At 48.0% G+C, this 19,863-nt stretch carries 11 protein-coding genes, 2 tRNA genes, 4 rRNA genes and 1 riboswitch; of the genes, 8 read left to right on the forward strand and 9 right to left on the reverse strand.

The genetic code is table 11. The features are described from left to right. Positions 1-20 precede the first annotated feature (20 nt). From OCV37_RS14265 to OCV37_RS14290, 6 genes are all read right to left on the reverse strand, one after another. Positions 21-1,562: ribosomal RNA gene (locus tag OCV37_RS14265) — 16S ribosomal RNA — on the reverse strand. Between the two features lie 365 nt (positions 1,563-1,927). After that, positions 1,928-2,043 (reverse strand): 5S ribosomal RNA (rrf, locus tag OCV37_RS14270). An 85-nt stretch (positions 2,044-2,128) separates the two neighbouring features. Beyond that, positions 2,129-5,017: ribosomal RNA gene (locus tag OCV37_RS14275) — 23S ribosomal RNA — on the reverse strand. A gap of 304 nt (positions 5,018-5,321) precedes the next feature. Next, a tRNA-Ala gene (locus OCV37_RS14280) sits at positions 5,322-5,397 on the reverse strand. Positions 5,398-5,495: 98 nt separating this feature from the next. Continuing rightward, positions 5,496-5,572: transfer RNA gene (locus OCV37_RS14285), tRNA-Ile, on the reverse strand. 184 nt (positions 5,573-5,756) lie between these two features. After that, a 16S ribosomal RNA gene (locus OCV37_RS14290) occupies positions 5,757-7,298 on the reverse strand. Together the 16S, 23S and 5S rRNA genes with 2 tRNA genes alongside form the textbook arrangement of a ribosomal RNA operon. Positions 7,299-7,893: 595 nt before the next feature. Here OCV37_RS14290 and OCV37_RS14295 point away from each other — a divergent pair. Beyond that, positions 7,894-8,346, forward strand: coding sequence for an RNA recognition motif domain-containing protein (locus OCV37_RS14295; protein ID WP_038186254.1), 453 nt, complete (start codon positions 7,894-7,896; stop codon positions 8,344-8,346). On the opposite strand, the gene murI is transcribed toward OCV37_RS14295, so the two are convergent. Both murI and OCV37_RS14305 read right to left on the reverse strand, forming a co-directional pair. Continuing rightward, the gene (murI, locus tag OCV37_RS14300) at positions 8,285-9,106 is read right to left on the reverse strand and encodes a glutamate racemase (RefSeq protein WP_038186257.1); all 822 of its coding nucleotides are present in this window, start codon (positions 9,104-9,106) and stop codon (positions 8,285-8,287) included. The genes OCV37_RS14295 and murI overlap by 62 nt on opposite strands. A gap of 114 nt (positions 9,107-9,220) precedes the next feature. Then, entirely contained in the window at positions 9,221-11,059 is a 1,839-nt protein-coding gene (locus OCV37_RS14305) for a TonB-dependent receptor domain-containing protein (RefSeq protein WP_038186258.1), read from the reverse strand. Between the two features lie 40 nt (positions 11,060-11,099). Beyond that, a riboswitch (cobalamin riboswitch) is annotated at positions 11,100-11,322 on the reverse strand. 163 nt (positions 11,323-11,485) lie between these two features. On the opposite strand from OCV37_RS14305, the gene trmA reads away from it, so the two are divergent. After that, positions 11,486-12,595 carry a tRNA (uridine(54)-C5)-methyltransferase TrmA gene (gene trmA / locus OCV37_RS14310; RefSeq protein ID WP_038186260.1) on the forward strand — a complete coding sequence of 370 codons (1,110 nt, stop codon included), beginning with the start codon at positions 11,486-11,488 and terminating at the stop codon, positions 12,593-12,595. A gap of 166 nt (positions 12,596-12,761) precedes the next feature. Here the strand turns inward: trmA and OCV37_RS14315 are convergent, their stop codons facing one another. Next, positions 12,762-12,959, reverse strand: a complete 198-nt coding sequence (locus tag OCV37_RS14315; RefSeq protein WP_139344153.1) for a hypothetical protein — start codon at positions 12,957-12,959, stop codon at positions 12,762-12,764. A 167-nt stretch (positions 12,960-13,126) separates the two neighbouring features. On the opposite strand from OCV37_RS14315, the gene OCV37_RS14320 reads away from it, so the two are divergent. From OCV37_RS14320 to OCV37_RS14345, 6 genes are all read left to right on the forward strand, one after another. Beyond that, positions 13,127-13,870 carry a helix-turn-helix domain-containing protein gene (locus OCV37_RS14320; RefSeq protein WP_157635109.1) on the forward strand — a complete coding sequence of 248 codons (744 nt, stop codon included), beginning with the start codon at positions 13,127-13,129 and terminating at the stop codon, positions 13,868-13,870. Continuing rightward, positions 13,840-14,241 carry a VOC family protein gene (locus tag OCV37_RS14325; protein WP_038186275.1) on the forward strand — a complete coding sequence of 134 codons (402 nt, stop codon included), beginning with the start codon at positions 13,840-13,842 and terminating at the stop codon, positions 14,239-14,241. Before OCV37_RS14320 ends, OCV37_RS14325 begins: the two co-directional genes overlap by 31 nt. A 1-nt stretch (position 14,242) precedes the next feature. After that, on the forward strand, positions 14,243-15,451 hold the full coding sequence (locus OCV37_RS14330; RefSeq protein WP_038186264.1) for an MFS transporter: 1,209 nt from the start codon (positions 14,243-14,245) through the stop codon (positions 15,449-15,451). Between the two features lie 328 nt (positions 15,452-15,779). Beyond that, on the forward strand, positions 15,780-17,396 hold the full coding sequence (locus OCV37_RS14335; protein WP_038186266.1) for an ATP-binding cassette domain-containing protein: 1,617 nt from the start codon (positions 15,780-15,782) through the stop codon (positions 17,394-17,396). Continuing rightward, a complete protein-coding gene (locus tag OCV37_RS14340) occupies positions 17,393-19,003 on the forward strand; it encodes an ABC transporter ATP-binding protein (RefSeq protein WP_051680923.1) in 1,611 nt (536 codons plus the stop codon). Before OCV37_RS14335 ends, OCV37_RS14340 begins: the two co-directional genes overlap by 4 nt. Further along, positions 18,996-19,610, forward strand: a complete 615-nt coding sequence (locus tag OCV37_RS14345) for a TetR/AcrR family transcriptional regulator (RefSeq protein WP_038186269.1) — start codon at positions 18,996-18,998, stop codon at positions 19,608-19,610. Before OCV37_RS14340 ends, OCV37_RS14345 begins: the two co-directional genes overlap by 8 nt. Positions 19,611-19,863: the final 253 nt, after the last annotated feature.

Below are 19,863 nucleotides of genomic sequence, written 5' to 3' on the forward strand. Positions count from 1 at the left end.
TCATCCAAAATATCTTTACGTAAGGAGGTGATCCAGCGCCAGGTTCCCCTAGCGCTACCTTGTTACGACTTCACCCCAGTCATGAACCACAAAGTGGCAAGCGTCCTCCCGAAGGTTAAACTACCTGCTTCTTTTGCAGCCCACTCCCATGGTGTGACGGGCGGTGTGTACAAGGCCCGGGAACGTATTCACCGTAGCATTCTGATCTACGATTACTAGCGATTCCGACTTCATGGAGTCGAGTTGCAGACTCCAATCCGGACTACGACATACTTTTTGGGATTCGCACACTCTCGCAAGTTAGCCGCCCTCTGTATATGCCATTGTAGCACGTGTGTAGCCCTACTCGTAAGGGCCATGATGACTTGACGTCGTCCCCACCTTCCTCCGGTTTATCACCGGCAGTCTCCCTGAAGTTCCCACCCGAAGTGCTGGCAATCAAGGATAAGGGTTGCGCTCGTTGCGGGACTTAACCCAACATTTCACAACACGAGCTGACGACAGCCATGCAGCACCTGTCTCAGAGCTCCCGAAGGCACACCAGAATCTCTTCCGGCTTCTCTGGATGTCAAGAGTAGGTAAGGTTCTTCGCGTTGCATCGAATTAAACCACATGCTCCACCGCTTGTGCGGGCCCCCGTCAATTCATTTGAGTTTTAATCTTGCGACCGTACTCCCCAGGCGGTCTACTTAACGCGTTAGCTCCGAAAGCCACGACTCTAGGTCACAACCTCCAAGTAGACATCGTTTACGGCGTGGACTACCAGGGTATCTAATCCTGTTTGCTCCCCACGCTTTCGCATCTGAGTGTCAGTATCTGTCCAGGGGGCCGCCTTCGCCACCGGTATTCCTTCAGATCTCTACGCATTTCACCGCTACACCTGAAATTCTACCCCCCTCTACAGTACTCTAGCCTGCCAGTTTCAAATGCAACTCCGGGGTTAAGCCCCGGGCTTTCACATCTGACTTAACAGACCACCTGCATGCGCTTTACGCCCAGTAATTCCGATTAACGCTCGCACCCTCCGTATTACCGCGGCTGCTGGCACGGAGTTAGCCGGTGCTTCTTCTGCAGCTAACGTCAAAATGCAGCTCTGTTAAAACTACATCCTTCCTCACTGCTGAAAGTACTTTACAACCCGAAGGCCTTCTTCATACACGCGGCATGGCTGCATCAGGCTTGCGCCCATTGTGCAATATTCCCCACTGCTGCCTCCCGTAGGAGTCTGGACCGTGTCTCAGTTCCAGTGTGGCTGATCATCCTCTCAGACCAGCTAGGGATCGTCGCCTTGGTGAGCCATTACCCCACCAACTAGCTAATCCCACCTGGGCATATCCTGACGCGAGAGGCCCGAAGGTCCCCCTCTTTGGTCCGTAGACATCATGCGGTATTAGCCATCGTTTCCAATGGTTATCCCCCACATCAGGGCAATTTCCCAGGCTTTACTCACCCGTCCGCCGCTCGACGACGAGAAAGCAAGCTTTCTCTCGTTTCCGCTCGACTTGCATGTGTTAGGCCTGCCGCCAGCGTTCAATCTGAGCCATGATCAAACTCTTCAATTAAAGTTTTTGTGACACGATGTGTCGGCTCAATGAATACTGCTTTTTGTCTCTGCTTTAAAAGCAGAAGCAAAAAGTGACATTACATAAGTAATGTTGAATTGACTGTGCTCTTGTTGAATAACAGTTGCCTGTATTCAACTTGATTTGGTCACTCGATTCATTGATAAAATCTTTTTGGATATTTATCGACGAGTGCCCACACAGATTGATTGGTCTATATTGTTAAAGAGCTTTGCTTTCAGTGCTTTAGCACTTAGGCAGGACGCGTATAATACGCTTCCCACGTTGAAAGTCAACATAAAACTTTCATCTTTCAAAAGCTTTATGGTGACCTGCTTCTTGACGAAGCAAGTAACGCAAATAAAGCCTGGCGATGTCCTACTCTCACATGGGGAGACCCCACACTACCATCGGCGCTGTTTCGTTTCACGACTGAGTTCGGCATGGAATCAGGTGGGTCCAAAACGCTATGGTCGCCAAGCAAATTCTTTAATTCGGAAAGCCGTCTTTCTGTTCTCTACACAATCAATCGTTCTTATTGAGCCACAAAACCCCTTCGGTGTTGTATGGTTAAGTCTCACGGGCAATTAGTACAGGTTAGCTCAACGCCTCACAGCGCTTACACACCCTGCCTATCAACGTTCTAGTCTCGAACAACCCTTCAGGACGCTTGAAGCGCCAGGGAGAACTCATCTCAAGGCTCGCTTCCCGCTTAGATGCTTTCAGCGGTTATCGATTCCGAACTTAGCTACCGGGCAATGCGATTGGCATCACAACCCGAACACCAGAGGTTCGTCCACTCCGGTCCTCTCGTACTAGGAGCAGCCCCTTTCAATTCTCCAACGCCCACGGCAGATAGGGACCGAACTGTCTCACGACGTTCTAAACCCAGCTCGCGTACCACTTTAAATGGCGAACAGCCATACCCTTGGGACCGACTTCAGCCCCAGGATGTGATGAGCCGACATCGAGGTGCCAAACACCGCCGTCGATATGAACTCTTGGGCGGTATCAGCCTGTTATCCCCGGAGTACCTTTTATCCGTTGAGCGATGGCCCTTCCATTCAGAACCACCGGATCACTATGACCTGCTTTCGCACCTGCTCGAGCCGTCACTCTCGCAGTTAAGCGGGCTTATGCCATTGCACTAACCTCACGATGTCCAACCGTGATTAGCCCACCTTCGTGCTCCTCCGTTACACTTTGGGAGGAGACCGCCCCAGTCAAACTACCCACCAGGCACTGTCCTCACCCCAGATAATGGGGCCAAGTTAGAACATCAAACATACAAGGGTGGTATTTCAAGGTCGGCTCCACAATCACTAGCGTGACTGCTTCAAAGCCTCCCACCTATCCTACACATGTAGGCTCAATGTTCAGTGCCAAGCTGTAGTAAAGGTTCACGGGGTCTTTCCGTCTAGCCGCGGGTACACTGCATCTTCACAGCGATTTCAATTTCACTGAGTCTCGGGTGGAGACAGCGTGGCCATCATTACGCCATTCGTGCAGGTCGGAACTTACCCGACAAGGAATTTCGCTACCTTAGGACCGTTATAGTTACGGCCGCCGTTTACCGGGGCTTCGATCAAGAGCTTCGCCTAAGCTAACCCCATCAATTAACCTTCCGGCACCGGGCAGGCGTCACACCGTATACGTCATCTTACGATTTTGCACAGTGCTGTGTTTTTAATAAACAGTTGCAGCCACCTGGTATCTGCGACTCTCATCAGCTCCATCCGCAAGGGACTTCACCAGCAAGAGCGTACCTTCTCCCGAAGTTACGGTACCATTTTGCCTAGTTCCTTCACCCGAGTTCTCTCAAGCGCCTTGGTATTCTCTACCCGACCACCTGTGTCGGTTTGGGGTACGATTTCTTGTGAACTGAAGCTTAGAGGCTTTTCCCGGAAGCATGGCATCAATGACTTCATCACCTTGGTGACTCGACATCGTGTCTCAGCCTATCGTAGAGCCGGATTTGCCTAACTCTACAGCCTACGCACTTGAACCTGGACGACCGTCGCCAGGCCCACCTAGCCTTCTCCGTCCCCCCATCGCATTCACAACAAGTACGGGAATATTAACCCGTTTCCCATCGACTACGCCTTTCGGCCTCGCCTTAGGGGTCGACTCACCCTGCCCCGATTAACGTTGGACAGGAACCCTTGGTCTTCCGGCGAGGGGGTTTTTCACCCCCTTTGTCGTTACTCATGTCAGCATTCGCACTTCTGATACCTCCAGCAGACTTTACAATCCACCTTCAACGGCTTACAGAACGCTCCCCTACCCAATATACAAAAGTACATTGCCGCAGCTTCGGTTTACAGCTTAGCCCCGTTACATCTTCCGCGCAGGCCGACTCGACTAGTGAGCTATTACGCTTTCTTTAAATGATGGCTGCTTCTAAGCCAACATCCTAGCTGTCTGAGCCTTCCCACATCGTTTCCCACTTAGCTGTAATTTGGGACCTTAGCTGGCGGTCTGGGTTGTTTCCCTCTCCACGACGGACGTTAGCACCCGCCGTGTGTCTCCCGGATAGTACTTACTGGTATTCGGAGTTTGCAAAGGGTTGGTAAGTCGGGATGACCCCCTAGCCTTAACAGTGCTCTACCCCCAGTAGTATTCGTCCGAGGCGCTACCTAAATAGCTTTCGGGGAGAACCAGCTATCTCCGAGTTTGATTGGCCTTTCACCCCTAGCCACAAGTCATCCGCTAATTTTTCAACATTAGTCGGTTCGGTCCTCCAGTTGATGTTACTCAACCTTCAACCTGCCCATGGCTAGATCACTCGGTTTCGGGTCTATATCCAGAGACTAAACGCGCAGTTAACACTCGCTTTCGCTACGGCTCCCCTAATCGGTTAACCTTGCCACTGAATATAAGTCGCTGACCCATTATACAAAAGGTACGCAGTCACCCCACAAAGGAGGCTCCTACTGCTTGTACGTACACGGTTTCAGGTTCTATTTCACTCCCCTCACAGGGGTTCTTTTCGCCTTTCCCTCACGGTACTGGTTCACTATCGGTCAGTCAGGAGTATTTAGCCTTGGAGGATGGTCCCCCCATCTTCAGACAGGATATCACGTGTCCCGCCTTACTCGTTTTCACTCTCATAACGCCTTCGGTTACGGGGCTATCACCCTCTATTGCGTGCCTTTCCAGACACTTCACCTAACGTTATCAAAGCTTAAGGGCTAGTCCGATTTCGCTCGCCGCTACTTTCGGAATCTCGGTTGATTTCTTTTCCTCGGGGTACTTAGATGTTTCAGTTCTCCCGGTTCGCCTCATTAACCTATGAATTCAGTTAATGATAACTGCTGCTGCAGTTGGGTTTCCCCATTCGGAAATCGCAGACTCAAGTGGCTCTTACTGCCTCATCTGCGCTTATCGCAAGTTAGTACGTCCTTCATCGCCTCTGACTGCCAAGGCATCCACCGTGTACGCTTAGTCACTTAACCATACAACCCGAAGAGGTTTCGAGCTGCATTATCAGTAACCTAGGTGTCACACAATATTTTATACATGAGTGTGTGACTTGGTTTTGCCGGACTCAATTTGAATACACAGTTGCCTGTGTATTCCCAAGAACACTTGATTGTGTTGGTCTTTCTCTTTCGAGAAAGTATTGAGAACTTTTACAAATAATCATCTGTTTCTAAAAGAAACAAACATTATTTTGTCAGCTTTCCAAATTGTTAAAGAGCAATGATTTTGTATCGACAAAACCATGTTTAAAGATTCTTCATTAAAAACCCTTAAAGATGGTGGAGCTATGCGGGATCGAACCGCAGACCTCCTGCGTGCAAGGCAGGCGCTCTCCCAGCTGAGCTATAGCCCCATCTTGAGATATTTCTTCAAATCTTTTTATTCAAGGCAGATTGTGAGGCCGCATATATCAATATGCAACGAACAATCTAACGCAGAAGAAAATGATTTTGGTGGGTCTGAGTGGACTTGAACCACCGACCTCTCGCTTATCAGGCGAACGCTCTAACCACCTGAGCTACAGACCCATCTCTTGCTGTGTGCTTTCCCTGACTTCTGCGTCAGACTGCTTATCCTCGGTCAGTTATTTACTGATGTAAACGCCTTCCCTCGTCAATTGCCTTCCTTGAACTCAGAAAAACCACGGTGCAATTTCTCTTTGCTTATAAACCAAATCAATCTGTGTGGACACTCATCCAAAATATCTTTACGTAAGGAGGTGATCCAGCGCCAGGTTCCCCTAGCGCTACCTTGTTACGACTTCACCCCAGTCATGAACCACAAAGTGGCAAGCGTCCTCCCGAAGGTTAAACTACCTGCTTCTTTTGCAGCCCACTCCCATGGTGTGACGGGCGGTGTGTACAAGGCCCGGGAACGTATTCACCGTAGCATTCTGATCTACGATTACTAGCGATTCCGACTTCATGGAGTCGAGTTGCAGACTCCAATCCGGACTACGACATACTTTTTGGGATTCGCACACTCTCGCAAGTTAGCCGCCCTCTGTATATGCCATTGTAGCACGTGTGTAGCCCTACTCGTAAGGGCCATGATGACTTGACGTCGTCCCCACCTTCCTCCGGTTTATCACCGGCAGTCTCCCTGAAGTTCCCACCCGAAGTGCTGGCAATCAAGGATAAGGGTTGCGCTCGTTGCGGGACTTAACCCAACATTTCACAACACGAGCTGACGACAGCCATGCAGCACCTGTCTCAGAGCTCCCGAAGGCACACCAGAATCTCTTCCGGCTTCTCTGGATGTCAAGAGTAGGTAAGGTTCTTCGCGTTGCATCGAATTAAACCACATGCTCCACCGCTTGTGCGGGCCCCCGTCAATTCATTTGAGTTTTAATCTTGCGACCGTACTCCCCAGGCGGTCTACTTAACGCGTTAGCTCCGAAAGCCACGACTCTAGGTCACAACCTCCAAGTAGACATCGTTTACGGCGTGGACTACCAGGGTATCTAATCCTGTTTGCTCCCCACGCTTTCGCATCTGAGTGTCAGTATCTGTCCAGGGGGCCGCCTTCGCCACCGGTATTCCTTCAGATCTCTACGCATTTCACCGCTACACCTGAAATTCTACCCCCCTCTACAGTACTCTAGCCTGCCAGTTTCAAATGCAACTCCGGGGTTAAGCCCCGGGCTTTCACATCTGACTTAACAGACCACCTGCATGCGCTTTACGCCCAGTAATTCCGATTAACGCTCGCACCCTCCGTATTACCGCGGCTGCTGGCACGGAGTTAGCCGGTGCTTCTTCTGCAGCTAACGTCAAAATGCAGCTCTGTTAAAACTACATCCTTCCTCACTGCTGAAAGTACTTTACAACCCGAAGGCCTTCTTCATACACGCGGCATGGCTGCATCAGGCTTGCGCCCATTGTGCAATATTCCCCACTGCTGCCTCCCGTAGGAGTCTGGACCGTGTCTCAGTTCCAGTGTGGCTGATCATCCTCTCAGACCAGCTAGGGATCGTCGCCTTGGTGAGCCATTACCCCACCAACTAGCTAATCCCACCTGGGCATATCCTGACGCGAGAGGCCCGAAGGTCCCCCTCTTTGGTCCGTAGACATCATGCGGTATTAGCCATCGTTTCCAATGGTTATCCCCCACATCAGGGCAATTTCCCAGGCTTTACTCACCCGTCCGCCGCTCGACGACGAGAAAGCAAGCTTTCTCTCGTTTCCGCTCGACTTGCATGTGTTAGGCCTGCCGCCAGCGTTCAATCTGAGCCATGATCAAACTCTTCAATTAAAGTTTTTGTGACACGATGTGTCGGCTCAATGAATACTGCTTTTTGTCTCTGCTTTAAGAGCAGAAGCAAAAAGTGACATTACATAATGTAATGTTGAATTGACTGTGCTCTTATTGAATGACAGTTGCCTGTATCCAACTTGATTTGGTCACTCGATTCATTGATAAAATCTTTTTGGATATTTATCGACGAGTGCCCACACAGATTGATTGGTCTATATTGTTAAAGAGCATCTAGCGCTTGGCTTGTCGCCTTGGCTAGGGGTGCGTATCTTACGCCTTTCGAAAATCAAGTCAACAGATATTTGCCAACATTTTTTAGGATTTTCTTTTACCTTGAGTTTGCCGTTTTCAGACACTCTCTGTCGGTGAGGCGGCATTATAGGGAACAAATAACTTGTCGCAAGTGATTTCTTTACTTTTTTTTCCGTTTGCTTAAAAAGAAATCAGAAACGTTATAAATAATGTTACAACCTTTGAGGATTATCACAGCAATAGGTTGGAAAAACCCCAGACATAAACGTAAGATTCATCTATCTGTTCCATTTTATTTATGTATTCATCTTTCTTATTAATTGATAAGTAGTATTCCAATATGAATTTAACTAAATCTTTTTTGTGGCTTGCCACATTTGCTGTATTAGGTGTGATTGCACTTTCTCAGCTCGCAATTCCCTCGGTTGTTGCTTTTCTGGTTGGATTGGCAGGGGCAACTCTTGTTTTTATTCTCACTTCACAAAATTCGTCTGCTCAACAAGAATCACAGATGGCGACAACAACATTATATGTCGGCAATCTTCCCTATAAGGCGAATGAGTCGAATGTAAAAAACCTATTTTCAGATTATGGTGAAGTTTTTGCCGTCCGTTTAATGAAAGACAAACGCACAGGCAAGCGACGTGGATTTGGCTTTGTGGTGATGCCCGAAGCTGATGCACAGAAAGCAATTACGAAACTTAATGAGTCCAGCTATATGGAAAGGACGCTTAAAGTTCGGGTTGCGAATGATCCGAAAAACCCTGAATCGGAAAACTCTCAATACGATTAAATCCCCAATCGGATAACACTCGTGTCAGTGCCTCTCCATCAGATGGTGAGGTACTGGCAAATATCCGGGCCGTCTGTGATACATGTCGGCACATTCCCGGAGAAATCAGACTCGCGACCCTTCGTGCAATGGCTTTCCCTGAGTCGACCAATATCACATGCGCCCCCAATACCTGCTGAATTTCATCTCTCAATAGTGGAAAGTGTGTACAACCAAGTACAGCGACATCGATTTTCCCTTGGATCGGTTGAAGAATATTTTTCAGTTCAGATAGATTGACCGGTACACCACGTAACTTGCGTTCAGCCATATCCACTAATGCGGTTGACCCAAGCAGACAGATCTCTTTGTCAGATGAAAAATCCCGAATTAACTCATGAGTGTAAGGCCGTTGAATGGTTGCAGGTGTTGCAATAAGGCCGACACATCGCTGCGCCAAATTACAGGCAGGTTTAATCGCGGGAACCACACCAACAACCGGAATATCTAATATCTTACGTAAGCTAGGCAGAACAATTGTACTGGCGGTATTGCAAGCAATTACCACAATATCTATCGCCATCTTTGTTACGAGCGACGAGACTAAGCTTTCAACTCGGTTGAGTAATTTTTGCTGTGGCAACTCTCCGTACGGATAACCTTCATTATCGAACAAATAGAAATAGTTTTGCTCAGGGAGCAACTGCTGAATCTCGCGATAAACCGAGAGGCCACCGACACCGGAGTCAAAAATTAAGATATTAGAAACTTGTGAGGACACGTTGAACTACATCGAAATACTAAAGATGAAAACGCATGATACGCTTCCCGTCAATTTTGACAATCATGATTTTCAAAAGAGAACAAACCGCCCGAAGGCGGTTTGGCGGCATGACTAGAATTGGTAACCAACTTCAGCAAAAACAGTTCTTTCATTCCCTTTATAATAAGAGTCAGCATAACTGTAATAGCCCGTTTTATAGTCTTCATCGAAAAGATTATCGACTTTAATCCCTATAGATGTTTGACGATTCCACTGATAAGAAACACCGGTATCAACGGTAATATAAGCGCCTAACCATTGACTTGAGTCGACACGGTTACCAACATAATTAGTTGTGACTGTACCGCGCCACTGATTTTGTGAATAAATCATAGCCCAGCTATAGTTATTCTGAGCTCTTTTATCAAGTAAGGCTCCATCGGATGCATCTTTCGTTTTTTTCCACGCAGCACTTAATTTATGCTCAATCGGACCAGTCTCGACCGTCGCACTCAGCTCTAGCCCCTCAATACGAGCTCGGGCAACATTGGAAGGCTTCAATACACTACCCCCCACATTTTTCCAATCGATCATATCCTTCAAGTCTGTTCGGTACACCGATAACTCCCAAGACAGAAGATCATGAAAACCTTTCACCGCTAGCTCTCTTGACTTCGATTCTTCCGGTTTTAAATTTGGCTTACCGCTATCCGGCCAATATAGGTCATTAAAACTTGGTTCTTTATATGCCGTACCAACGTTCCCCAATATTTGCAGTTCATCAGTTATCCAGTAACCAATACCGCCGTTCCATGTTTTATGCTGACCAAAAGTACTGGAGTTATCATAACGGCCACTGATTTCTAGCGTTACATCGTTCATATCAGTAGACGAGGTAACAAACACTGACCGCATATGTTTTTCCGTGTCGTCATAGCTCGCCGAATAACCACCGAGTAAATCAGCTTTATCCTGTGAGTACTCCAACCCGACCTGCAAATGAACTATATTGGCAAACACGCTATTGTTCAGCCAGCTTAATGCATTTTGACGGGTTCTGATGATCTGTTTTGCATCAGAATCATTCGCCAACCCATCCGCGGATTCATTATATCGCGTTGAAATTTGTAACTCTGAGAAGAAATCACCTTGAGAATAGCGAAGTAAGCCGGCCAAAAGCTCAGATTCAGTATCAGACTTTTTCTGTTCAATATTTTTACCAGAAGCATATTCTGAATAATAATCTGCTTTATGAAGGGTCAATTTACCTTGCCAGTGTTCATCAAATTGATGCTGAAGATGGCCAACGAAGGTCTGAGCTTTATACCCATACTCTTCACCATCAGGGGCGGCAGCCAACACTTTGTAACCATCGCTTTTCTCTTGCGATACGATAACTTCACCATGAGTATTGTCATTCAACTGACCGACACTCTTCCATCCCAGCAAACTATGATCCTGTGAACCATAGCCTAAACGGGCCTGATGCTCCGAAGCAAAATCCTTACTTGTCGTAATACTGATGATGCCCCCAATGGCATCGGATCCATAGGCGGCGGCCCGAGGTCCCTTGATAATTTCAATTTTTTCAATTGCAAAAGCTGGGATCAAACCAATTGAAGATCCGCCACTGGTTGATGAATTAATTCGTACGCCGTCAAGAAGCACCAATGTATGTTTAGACCCCGTCCCCCGAAGAAAAATAGAGGTCGCCTGTGCTTTTCCTCCCGAAGAAACGACTTCCACACCAGGTAACGTTCTCAGCACCTCTAATGCACTGTGAGCCTGAAGTGCGGCGATATCTTGCTTTGTGACTGTGATTGTAGACGCTAGAACCGATTTCGCCGGCTGCTCAAACCGATTCGCAGTCACAACCATTGTGTCGGTGTCTGCGTTTAAACTGTCTGCATAAGAATAAAAGGCGCAAGAAAGCTGCGATACCACTGCGATCGCTAAAACTGTTTTTTTCATTTTTATATCCTGAATTCGCGTTAATCTGACCGGGGCTCCTGTTCTCTCCCGGTTGCTGGCAGGTCTTCGGACTTAAGAATATGATTACCTCTGAGATAACCGCCAAAATCTCGACTTCCCACATCCGATGCAGTGTCTCTTGAGATCTTGTCTTCTATTTACCGCTGCGCGTCAGTTCTGGATTTTCACCAGATTCCCTTTTCAACGCCCCATTTGACAAACAGATATTGTCATTTGGGGGTACCAACTGGCACGATAGTATTGGCCTACATAAAGCTTGTCCAGATGATATTCACTCGACTCATGAAGAAAATCCTCCGCGGATCCACGAACAGACTGGACATCATGACGGAATTGAATAAAATCTGCGCTCTTTCATTGTTCGCTCTGTAAAGCGTTTCGTTCTGTAAAAATAAAGGTAATACGATGGCTACTCTTGATGTAAATCCCGCACGCTACCAGAATCAACTGCAAGAGAAAGTCACTCGGCTTACTGAGATGTTTTCTGAATTTCACATGCCAGCACTCGACGTTTTTGAATCACCAGAACAGCATTATCGGATGCGCGCTGAGTTTCGCGTCTGGCATGAAGGCAATGATCTCTATTACATCATGTTCGATCAGCAAACCCGTCAGAAATATCGCGTTGATCAGTTCCCGGCAGCAAGCCAACTGATCAATCAATTGATGCCCGCTTTACTCGAACAGATTCGCGACAACGACATTCTGCGTCACAAACTGTTTCAGGTCGATTTTTTATCGTCGCTCAGCGGAGAAATTCTGGTCTCGCTGCTCTACCATCGCCAGATTGACGAACAGTGGCAGCAAGCTGCGCAAACCTTAAAAGACACCCTGTGCCAACAAGGTTTTAATCTGAACCTCATCGGACGGGCGCGAAAAATAAAGATGGTCTTAGATCGTGATTACGTGATCGAAAAACTATCTGTCCATGGTCAAACCTACACATACCAACAAGTGGAAAATAGTTTTACGCAGCCCAACGGGCGGATTGCCGAGAAAATGCTGGAATGGGCGGTGGATTCCACCCGGGACAGTCAGGGGGACCTGTTGGAACTCTACTGTGGCAATGGGAATTTTTCGCTGGCGCTGGCACAAAATTTCAATCGCGTACTGGCGACAGAACTCGCGAAACCTTCCGTCGATTCGGCGCAATATAACATTGCCGCCAACCAGATCGATAATGTGCAAATCATCCGCATGTCTGCAGAAGAATTTACCCAAGCAATGGAAGGGAAACGAGAATTCCGTCGTTTGAAAGATGCCGGTGTTGAACTCAGTAGTTACCAATGCGAAACGATTTTTGTTGACCCGCCACGTTCCGGTATGGATATCGATACTTGCAAAATGGTGCAGAAATATTCGCGTATTCTTTATATTTCTTGCAACCCGGAAACCCTGAAAGAAAACCTGATGGTTCTGAGTGAGACACATCACGTCACACGTTTTGCGCTATTCGACCAATTCCCCTATACCCACCATATGGAGGCGGGCGTACTGCTGGAGCGAATTGAGTAAAAATTGCAGAGATATTCGTTGTTCAGAAATCGCTTTCGGATGCGATGCGGGAGCAGTCATTACCCCCAAAGAAAATGCCTATCCGGTCAGTTATGATCAGACCGTCACGTTCTATAGCTGGACAAGGATGTGCGGCTGCATCTCATGATTACCGCTCATGATTATCTCAAGCTTGCCCTTTGGAGTCACCGATCATCAGTGATTCCATATTCAGACTGATTGTTGTCTGTAATGCTTCGATAGAACGTAGCAAAGCGGCTCTTTCCTGCTTTTGAGTCGGATAGGCTTCTTGGTGTTTACGGCACTCCATGACCACATTGCACCAGAAAAAAATCTCATCAAGTTTATGTTGAGTACTGTTCATAAGCCACATCTCTAACCAATATTTGATTGTTATCACTTGATCATGCCGCAAAAAAATATAAAAAACAGGTGGTATTTTTTGACAGGTTGCAAATGGAATAGCAACTAGTAGTATACTCTTGCCAATTCTTTTATATGCATGCTCATTAAAATAGGAACCCGCCCAAAATGGATGTTAGTTCAATAGAAATGGCAAAGGCTTGCACCCAGTTTAGCCGACTTATTTCCAAAATATATGATGATGCCATACATATCAGTTATTCAGTGGTTTCACTAGACACTCAAGAAATCTATACCTTATCAACAGATTATGACTGGCACCTCAGCTACTGGGATCAAGGATTAAACACCACCGTGGGGAAACGCATGTCGCCGGGGATTTCATCGTGGCGGGACAAAGATGAAGAATATCATCATTTATTAAGCAAATATCGTATCCCGGACAAAGTGGATTATACCTGGTTATGCTCACAACGCGCCGAAATCGTCTCTTTAGCCTGTCGCCGTCAACTCACTAGTCAGGAAAGTCATCAACTGGCAGTCCTTCGTCCCTATCTGGCTTATCATGCTCACAAATTATGGCTGAAACATCAGGTTGCAACACTCCCCTATCAGTCCACTGCCGCTTTATCCAATACGCAAAATACTCATATGAATGAGCAGGACCATTTCCGGTTTGGTGATATTGTCCTGACCGCGAAAGAGATGAGCACCATTCGCCTCCTGCTATCTTTTCACTCGCCCAAAGAAATCGCCTGGGAACATCATTGCAGTGAATCAGCAGAACGAAAACGCATTGAAACCATCAAGAGAAAACTCCGCTGTACCGGCAATCGTGCCACCTTTTTTAAGTTACTCCAAAAACATGGGATCCTTGATGCATGTCTGAATGTTTACACCACGTCTCTTTAACCTGTCAGGATCTCGATAGAAGCCAGAGATTCTATGCACAATTCGGTTACACGAAACTCAAAAGCTACAGCGATGAACAAGTCTCAATTGTCATGATGGCGGCCGAAACCGGTCTGGCTATCGAACTGTTCTGTTTCCCTGCGATACAACGTGCAGCACCACAAATCTCAAATATCGAGTCGGTACCCGATATTCAAACCATAGGGATAACACATATTGCGATTCAGGTTGACGACATTACAGCAACACGTCAGCAGCTCTCTCAGTTCGCCCCCTGTACAGATATTAAAACGGCCCGACTGGGGGGCTTTGTTTATTTTTTCACCCATGATCCCGATGGGAATCAGATTGAAATCATTATGGAGAATTAACATGCTAAGTTGGCCACAACGATTAGGGATTGTTTCAGGCAATGCATTCGAGTTTTACGATATTGCAGTTTATGCCGCCATTTCGCCTTACCTGTCTCATTTACTGTCCAGCCACGGCATCGTTCATTCTGAATGGATGGTATGGGGGATTTTCGCACTCAGATTTTTAATCCGTCCGCTCGGTGGGCTGGTCATTGGTAAAATTGCCGATACACAAGGAAGAAAAAAAGCCCTGATCATCACCAGTAGCCTGACCGGCAGCGCAACGCTGCTAATGGCGGCTTTGCCCGTCAATATGTTAGGAGAAAGCCTTGTCGTCCTCCTTTTATGCCTGCAAATGGTTCAGGCCTTCAGTTTTGGCGGCGAATACCCGACGATTATTCAATACCTGCACCAAGGGAGTCAGCGTGAACAACATGCGCGTCTCAGCAGTCTGATTGTTGCCAGTTCGATTGTCGGGGTGATTGCATCCGTCTTAATCGTCATGGGGCTGAAAGGCACCTTGTCCGAAAGCCAGATGCAAGCTTATGGATGGCGCATTCCTTTAATCATTGGGGCAGTCAACATTGCCATGAGTTTCTGGTTTCGCATTCGATTGCCAGCCGCGCTTCCGGCCTCACAGCCAGCTCGCTTAAGTAACGACTTAAGAACGACGGTCAGGATTGGTTTGGTGTCTGCAACAGGTGCGGTCGTGTTCTATGTACAGAATATCTCCAGTACGATTTTAGCCAAAGATTTTCCCATCCAGCCATTTGCTTTAGTCAATTCAGTGACCTTACTTGTGATGATATTGCTGGTCGGATGGATCACAGACAAATATCTGTCCTCTCCCAAGAAAAGCTTTTCGGGCGGATTATTGGCTGGCTTAGTGGTTTCTTATCCGGCTTATTATCTGCTCATTCATAGTCAATATGGGTGGCAGCAATGGATAGCATTTATCACGATCAGCCTGATTTCAGCGCTGATTTTAGCCAATCTGGCAACCGTCCTCTTTTCTATCGCCGGCAATAACACGACCTCTCTCGGGCTTGGCTATAATATTGCGCTCTCGATTTTTGGCGGGATGAGCCCATTAATTGTGAGCTTCTTATCTGAGTATGATGTCAGTTATGTCGGTGCTTATGCCGCATTAACAACACTACCGGCACTCATTGGCATTTATGGGTTTTCTGCACCATCGTTAACTCTCCGGTCAGAAACGAATTCATAACCCAGATTTGCCGCGCCAGACAATTGAATGACAGCCCCTGACATGAATGGCGGGGGCATCAGGAAACAAATAGAGAGATAAGGAAATGGCAGGCTCGCTGCGGTACACTGCCATTTTTCTTCACAAATGTTTCGAAACACGTTCGCGTTATCCGCTACTCCCTCAAACAAGCCTTCCTAAAAAGCAGAAAAATCAGTGTATCGATCTTACTTCCAATTGAATTTTGTCGAACATTTGATCAATAATGACCGCAAGTCACTAGCAATTGATAATCATTTTCATTTAAATATAATCATACGCCAATGTCCGCAGCCATGAGGAATCATCAATGAGAAAAGGACAATCCCAAGCCCACTTCTTCGACCCAGTATTGATACCAGCGATCAAACCGGTACTGCCACGGCTCGGGGTCGGCATACTTGCAGAGGGGATTTCCGGTTTAGCGAAGCTAGCAGCACTCTGGTGCCTCATCCACCTCATCGAGGCGCTAACCATCACTTGGGTGCTCTATGCGTGTGCATGTTGGTGTGTGAGTGCGATATGTTCATCAGGGGCGGCTTGGATTTCCCATCAGGCCGAAGCTGATTTTTCATCAAGACTCCGTCGTCAGGTCGCCACTCACTTAACACAACTCCCGACCCGGACTTTAGCACGTTACGGTGACAACGCTCTGCGGCGGTTAGTGTCTGAAGATATTACCGCCCTGCACCATATGATTGCTCACTTACCCGCAGAAATCGTGACGTTTATAATTGTCCCTATCGCTTCGGTGATCATGCTGCTCATCATGTCAGGCCCCGTTTCTTTACTCGCACTTCTCCCCGGCTGTATCGCCGCAATGTATTACCTGATTTTAATACCGCGTTATTCCGCCCGTTTTAATGCGGAGCGAGTGGAAGCAATGGAGACCATCGTCACGGCGATTAACGACTATGTCCGTGGGATCCGAATCAATCGGCTTTTTGATGCACAATCCGGAGCGCTTGCCGATTACCATGCAGCGACGAATCGCTTCACCCGGGGAATGATCACTTGGGTGAGCCATGTGGCAACCGCAGCCGCAATTGCAACCGCACTATTACAGGCTGTTGCAACATTTGCGATTGCTTATTGGACATCTTATCAACTCACTCCTGTATCGATCGCGGCGACCATGTTTTTCGGGCTGGCAATCGTCACACCTTCATTACGCCTCGGACATGGCCTCGATTACCTTTCCGCCGGGCGGGCAGCGAACCAACGGATCGCTCAATTGCTGCATGAGATGCCACTCCCCGGTGGAAACGCTTCGCCGCAGATCAATCACCCAGTCCTCACGGTGCAAAACCTCTGTATCCATACCGAGAACGGATCGCTCATTGATAACTTCTCTTATCGGTTTGCTCCGGGAAAAATCACAGCAATGATGGGGCCAAGCGGCAGTGGCAAAACAACGCTTTTGCGGATACTTGCAGGGTTTGAATGCTCAGAGAGCGGCGAGGTTCGGCTGGGAAGCCATCATATAGCCTCACTCGATGAGCACTTCCGCCACCAGCAGATTCAGCTCATCCCGCAAACGAAACCCGTCCTAAATACGACGGTGCGGGATAACTTATTGCTAACCGATCCACAGGCCACGGATGAACAGCTTCATGATGCGCTGAATCATGCCCAACTTGAGATCGACTTAGATATGGATGCGGCATCCCTATCTGGCGGAGAGCAGCAAAGAGTCGGGCTTGCACGCTTATTTTTGAGTCCTGCTGCGATACTGCTGCTGGATGAACCAACCAGTGCTTTAGACCATATTCGGGCAAATCAACTCATGGCAGCATTGTTACATTTGACCCATACCCGGCATAAAACCCTGATTATGGTGACGCATGATCCGGCACTGGCTTCTCAGGCTGACCAACACATTCATCTCAACAAAGCGCCACAACATCATAAGGAATTCACGGTATGACTTTCGCCGCCCGCCACCCAACCGGCCTGACCCACACCATATGGCCATTGCACACCAAACGCCGGCTGATTTGGATCAGTATCAGCTGGTGTGTCGTTGCTGCACTGGAAGCCTGTGCCTATACCGTGCTGGCACAGGCTATCACGCTCCAACAAGATCCGGTCTGGGTCATCATCTCAGCCGGTATTGCCGTACTTGTGATGATATTCACAACACGTGCAGGTTTTTTCTGTGGCGTTCGCCTTGCCGGTGATTTATTTGAAACATTGGGCCAAGTGCTGGCCCGGGCCAAACTTTCATGGTTTACCGATACACGCCGCGCCCAATTGGCAACGTTAGCTTCCCAAGGAATCCCGGGCTTCATGAGTGTACCGGCCCACCAGATGCAAACGTTCTTGCATGCCCCCCTACTACCACTGTTTTTGGTCTGCGGCATTGCATGGTTATCAGGGCCAGAAGTAGCACTCATCACCGCGGGGACACTTGCTCTGTCACTGCTGCTGCAATTTAAAGCTCAGATGGCTCTTATTGAAAGCGATAAAACAAGGCATGAGGCGAATATCGGCACCGCAAACGCGACTATCGAATTTGTTGATCATCTGGAGCTGTTACGCACCACCGCCGGGCCTGCAAGAGCAATCACACGCATCGAACAACAATGGCAAACACAAGAAAATGTGCTGGCTCGAACCAACCGAGCCGCAGCAAAAGCAACCTTGCTCTCAGCCATCGCCAAATCTCTACCGCTAGCCTGCATCAGTGCTTATCTGACTATCACTGCAATCAGCTCGCCCATCATGACTCTGGCACTACTCATTTTAGTGGCCAGAGCTGCGGCACCACTGGGGGAACTTGTTCTGGCTGGTCTGAGTATTAATAATTTACGAGCAGCATTGAACGACTACCGCACAAATACCGAGATTCCAACCTTATCAGAACCGGCATCGGCCGAAGCTTGCGTGCCGGATGGATACCATATATCCCTGAAGAACATTCGCCAGATGCCTGTTCTCAAGCAGATCAATGCTGAAATTGAACCGGGTGCGAATGTCATCATTTCCGGACCAAGTGGTTGCGGAAAAAGTACCTTACTTGAACTCATGATGCGCTTTGATGATCCACAAGGCGGAGAGATCACTCTGGGAGGCGTCCCCTTAAATCAGATGCGCTACGCCGAATTGACGTCAAAGATTGCTTATGTTGCGCAAGAGCCGGTGGTATTCACGGGGACTCTGGCCGAAAATATTCGTTTAGGGCGAGCCGGGGCAAGTGATTCAGAAATAGAAACCGTCGCAAGACAAGCGATGTTGGGCCACCTCATCGACCGTTCTCCCAAGGGGCTTGATCAATCTGTCGGTCATCAGGGCAGCGCCCTTTCTGGTGGAGAAAGACAACGGGTTGCTATCGCTCGGGCGCTACTCAAAAAGGCTCCGATCCTGATTCTTGATGAAGCAACCGCAGCACTCGATAAAGAGACAGAACGCCACATCGCTGCATCCTTAAGAGCTCTCCCCGCGACGCTGATTATCGTCACCCACAGAGATAGCTCGATTTGGCAGCCGACACAGATCATCCCTCTGACCAATCATGGGCGTAGCAATGGATAATCATACCGAGATAAAAAAAACGCAGTTGCATCGACGAACACGCTCGCCGCATACCAGACGCACCGCGCTGATGGATGCAGCTGAACATCTGTTTTTAACCAAAGGGATTCATGAGACCCGGATCGAGGACATTACAACCGCGGCTCATGTCGCCAAAGGGACCTTCTATATTTACTTTAATTCCCGCGATACTCTGTTACACGCCTTACAACAGCGTTTTATGACCAGCTTTTGTGCCCGGATTGATACAGCACTTGCCCAATGTTCCCCCGATGACTGGGCAGCAAAACTACATCGCTGGTTCGCAACAGCAGTCGACGGATTACTGGATCAGATTATTCTGCACGACATGCTCTTTCAGGGGATCAACCCAAACCAAGAGCGAAGCCTTATGAGTGAAAATCCAGTCATTGAGCAGCTATGTACGCTGTTACAACAAGGCAATAAAGCGAATGCATGGCGAGTTGCAGCCCCCCAAATGATGGCTTTGATGATGTTTCATGCGATGCACGGATTAGTTGATGACGCGTTAGCACGAGAAAATATGGCCCACCGTTCACTTTTAGTCAGCATACTGACCGAGACCTTTAGTAAAGCGCTCAAATAACGATTCAGACGGTGTTGCCTGCACAGTATCAGACAGACGGGAGAGCGAGACGACGTTCGCGATCGATTCTCACCCAAATTTCGGGCTCGCTGCTGAAGCACCTTTCATGCCTATCAGCAAGTGTCGACTGAATTTTTTATGCAATCCCATGCTCATACAGTTCTCAAAAATAAAACACTTCCGTGATACTTATTCCACTTCGTTCAGGCAAGTTTTTGCTCACCGGGCAACTTCTTGCTCGACTGCGGGCAAC

The organism is Vibrio rhizosphaerae (genome assembly GCF_024347095.1).
GTDB lineage: Bacteria > Pseudomonadota > Gammaproteobacteria > Enterobacterales > Vibrionaceae > Vibrio > Vibrio rhizosphaerae.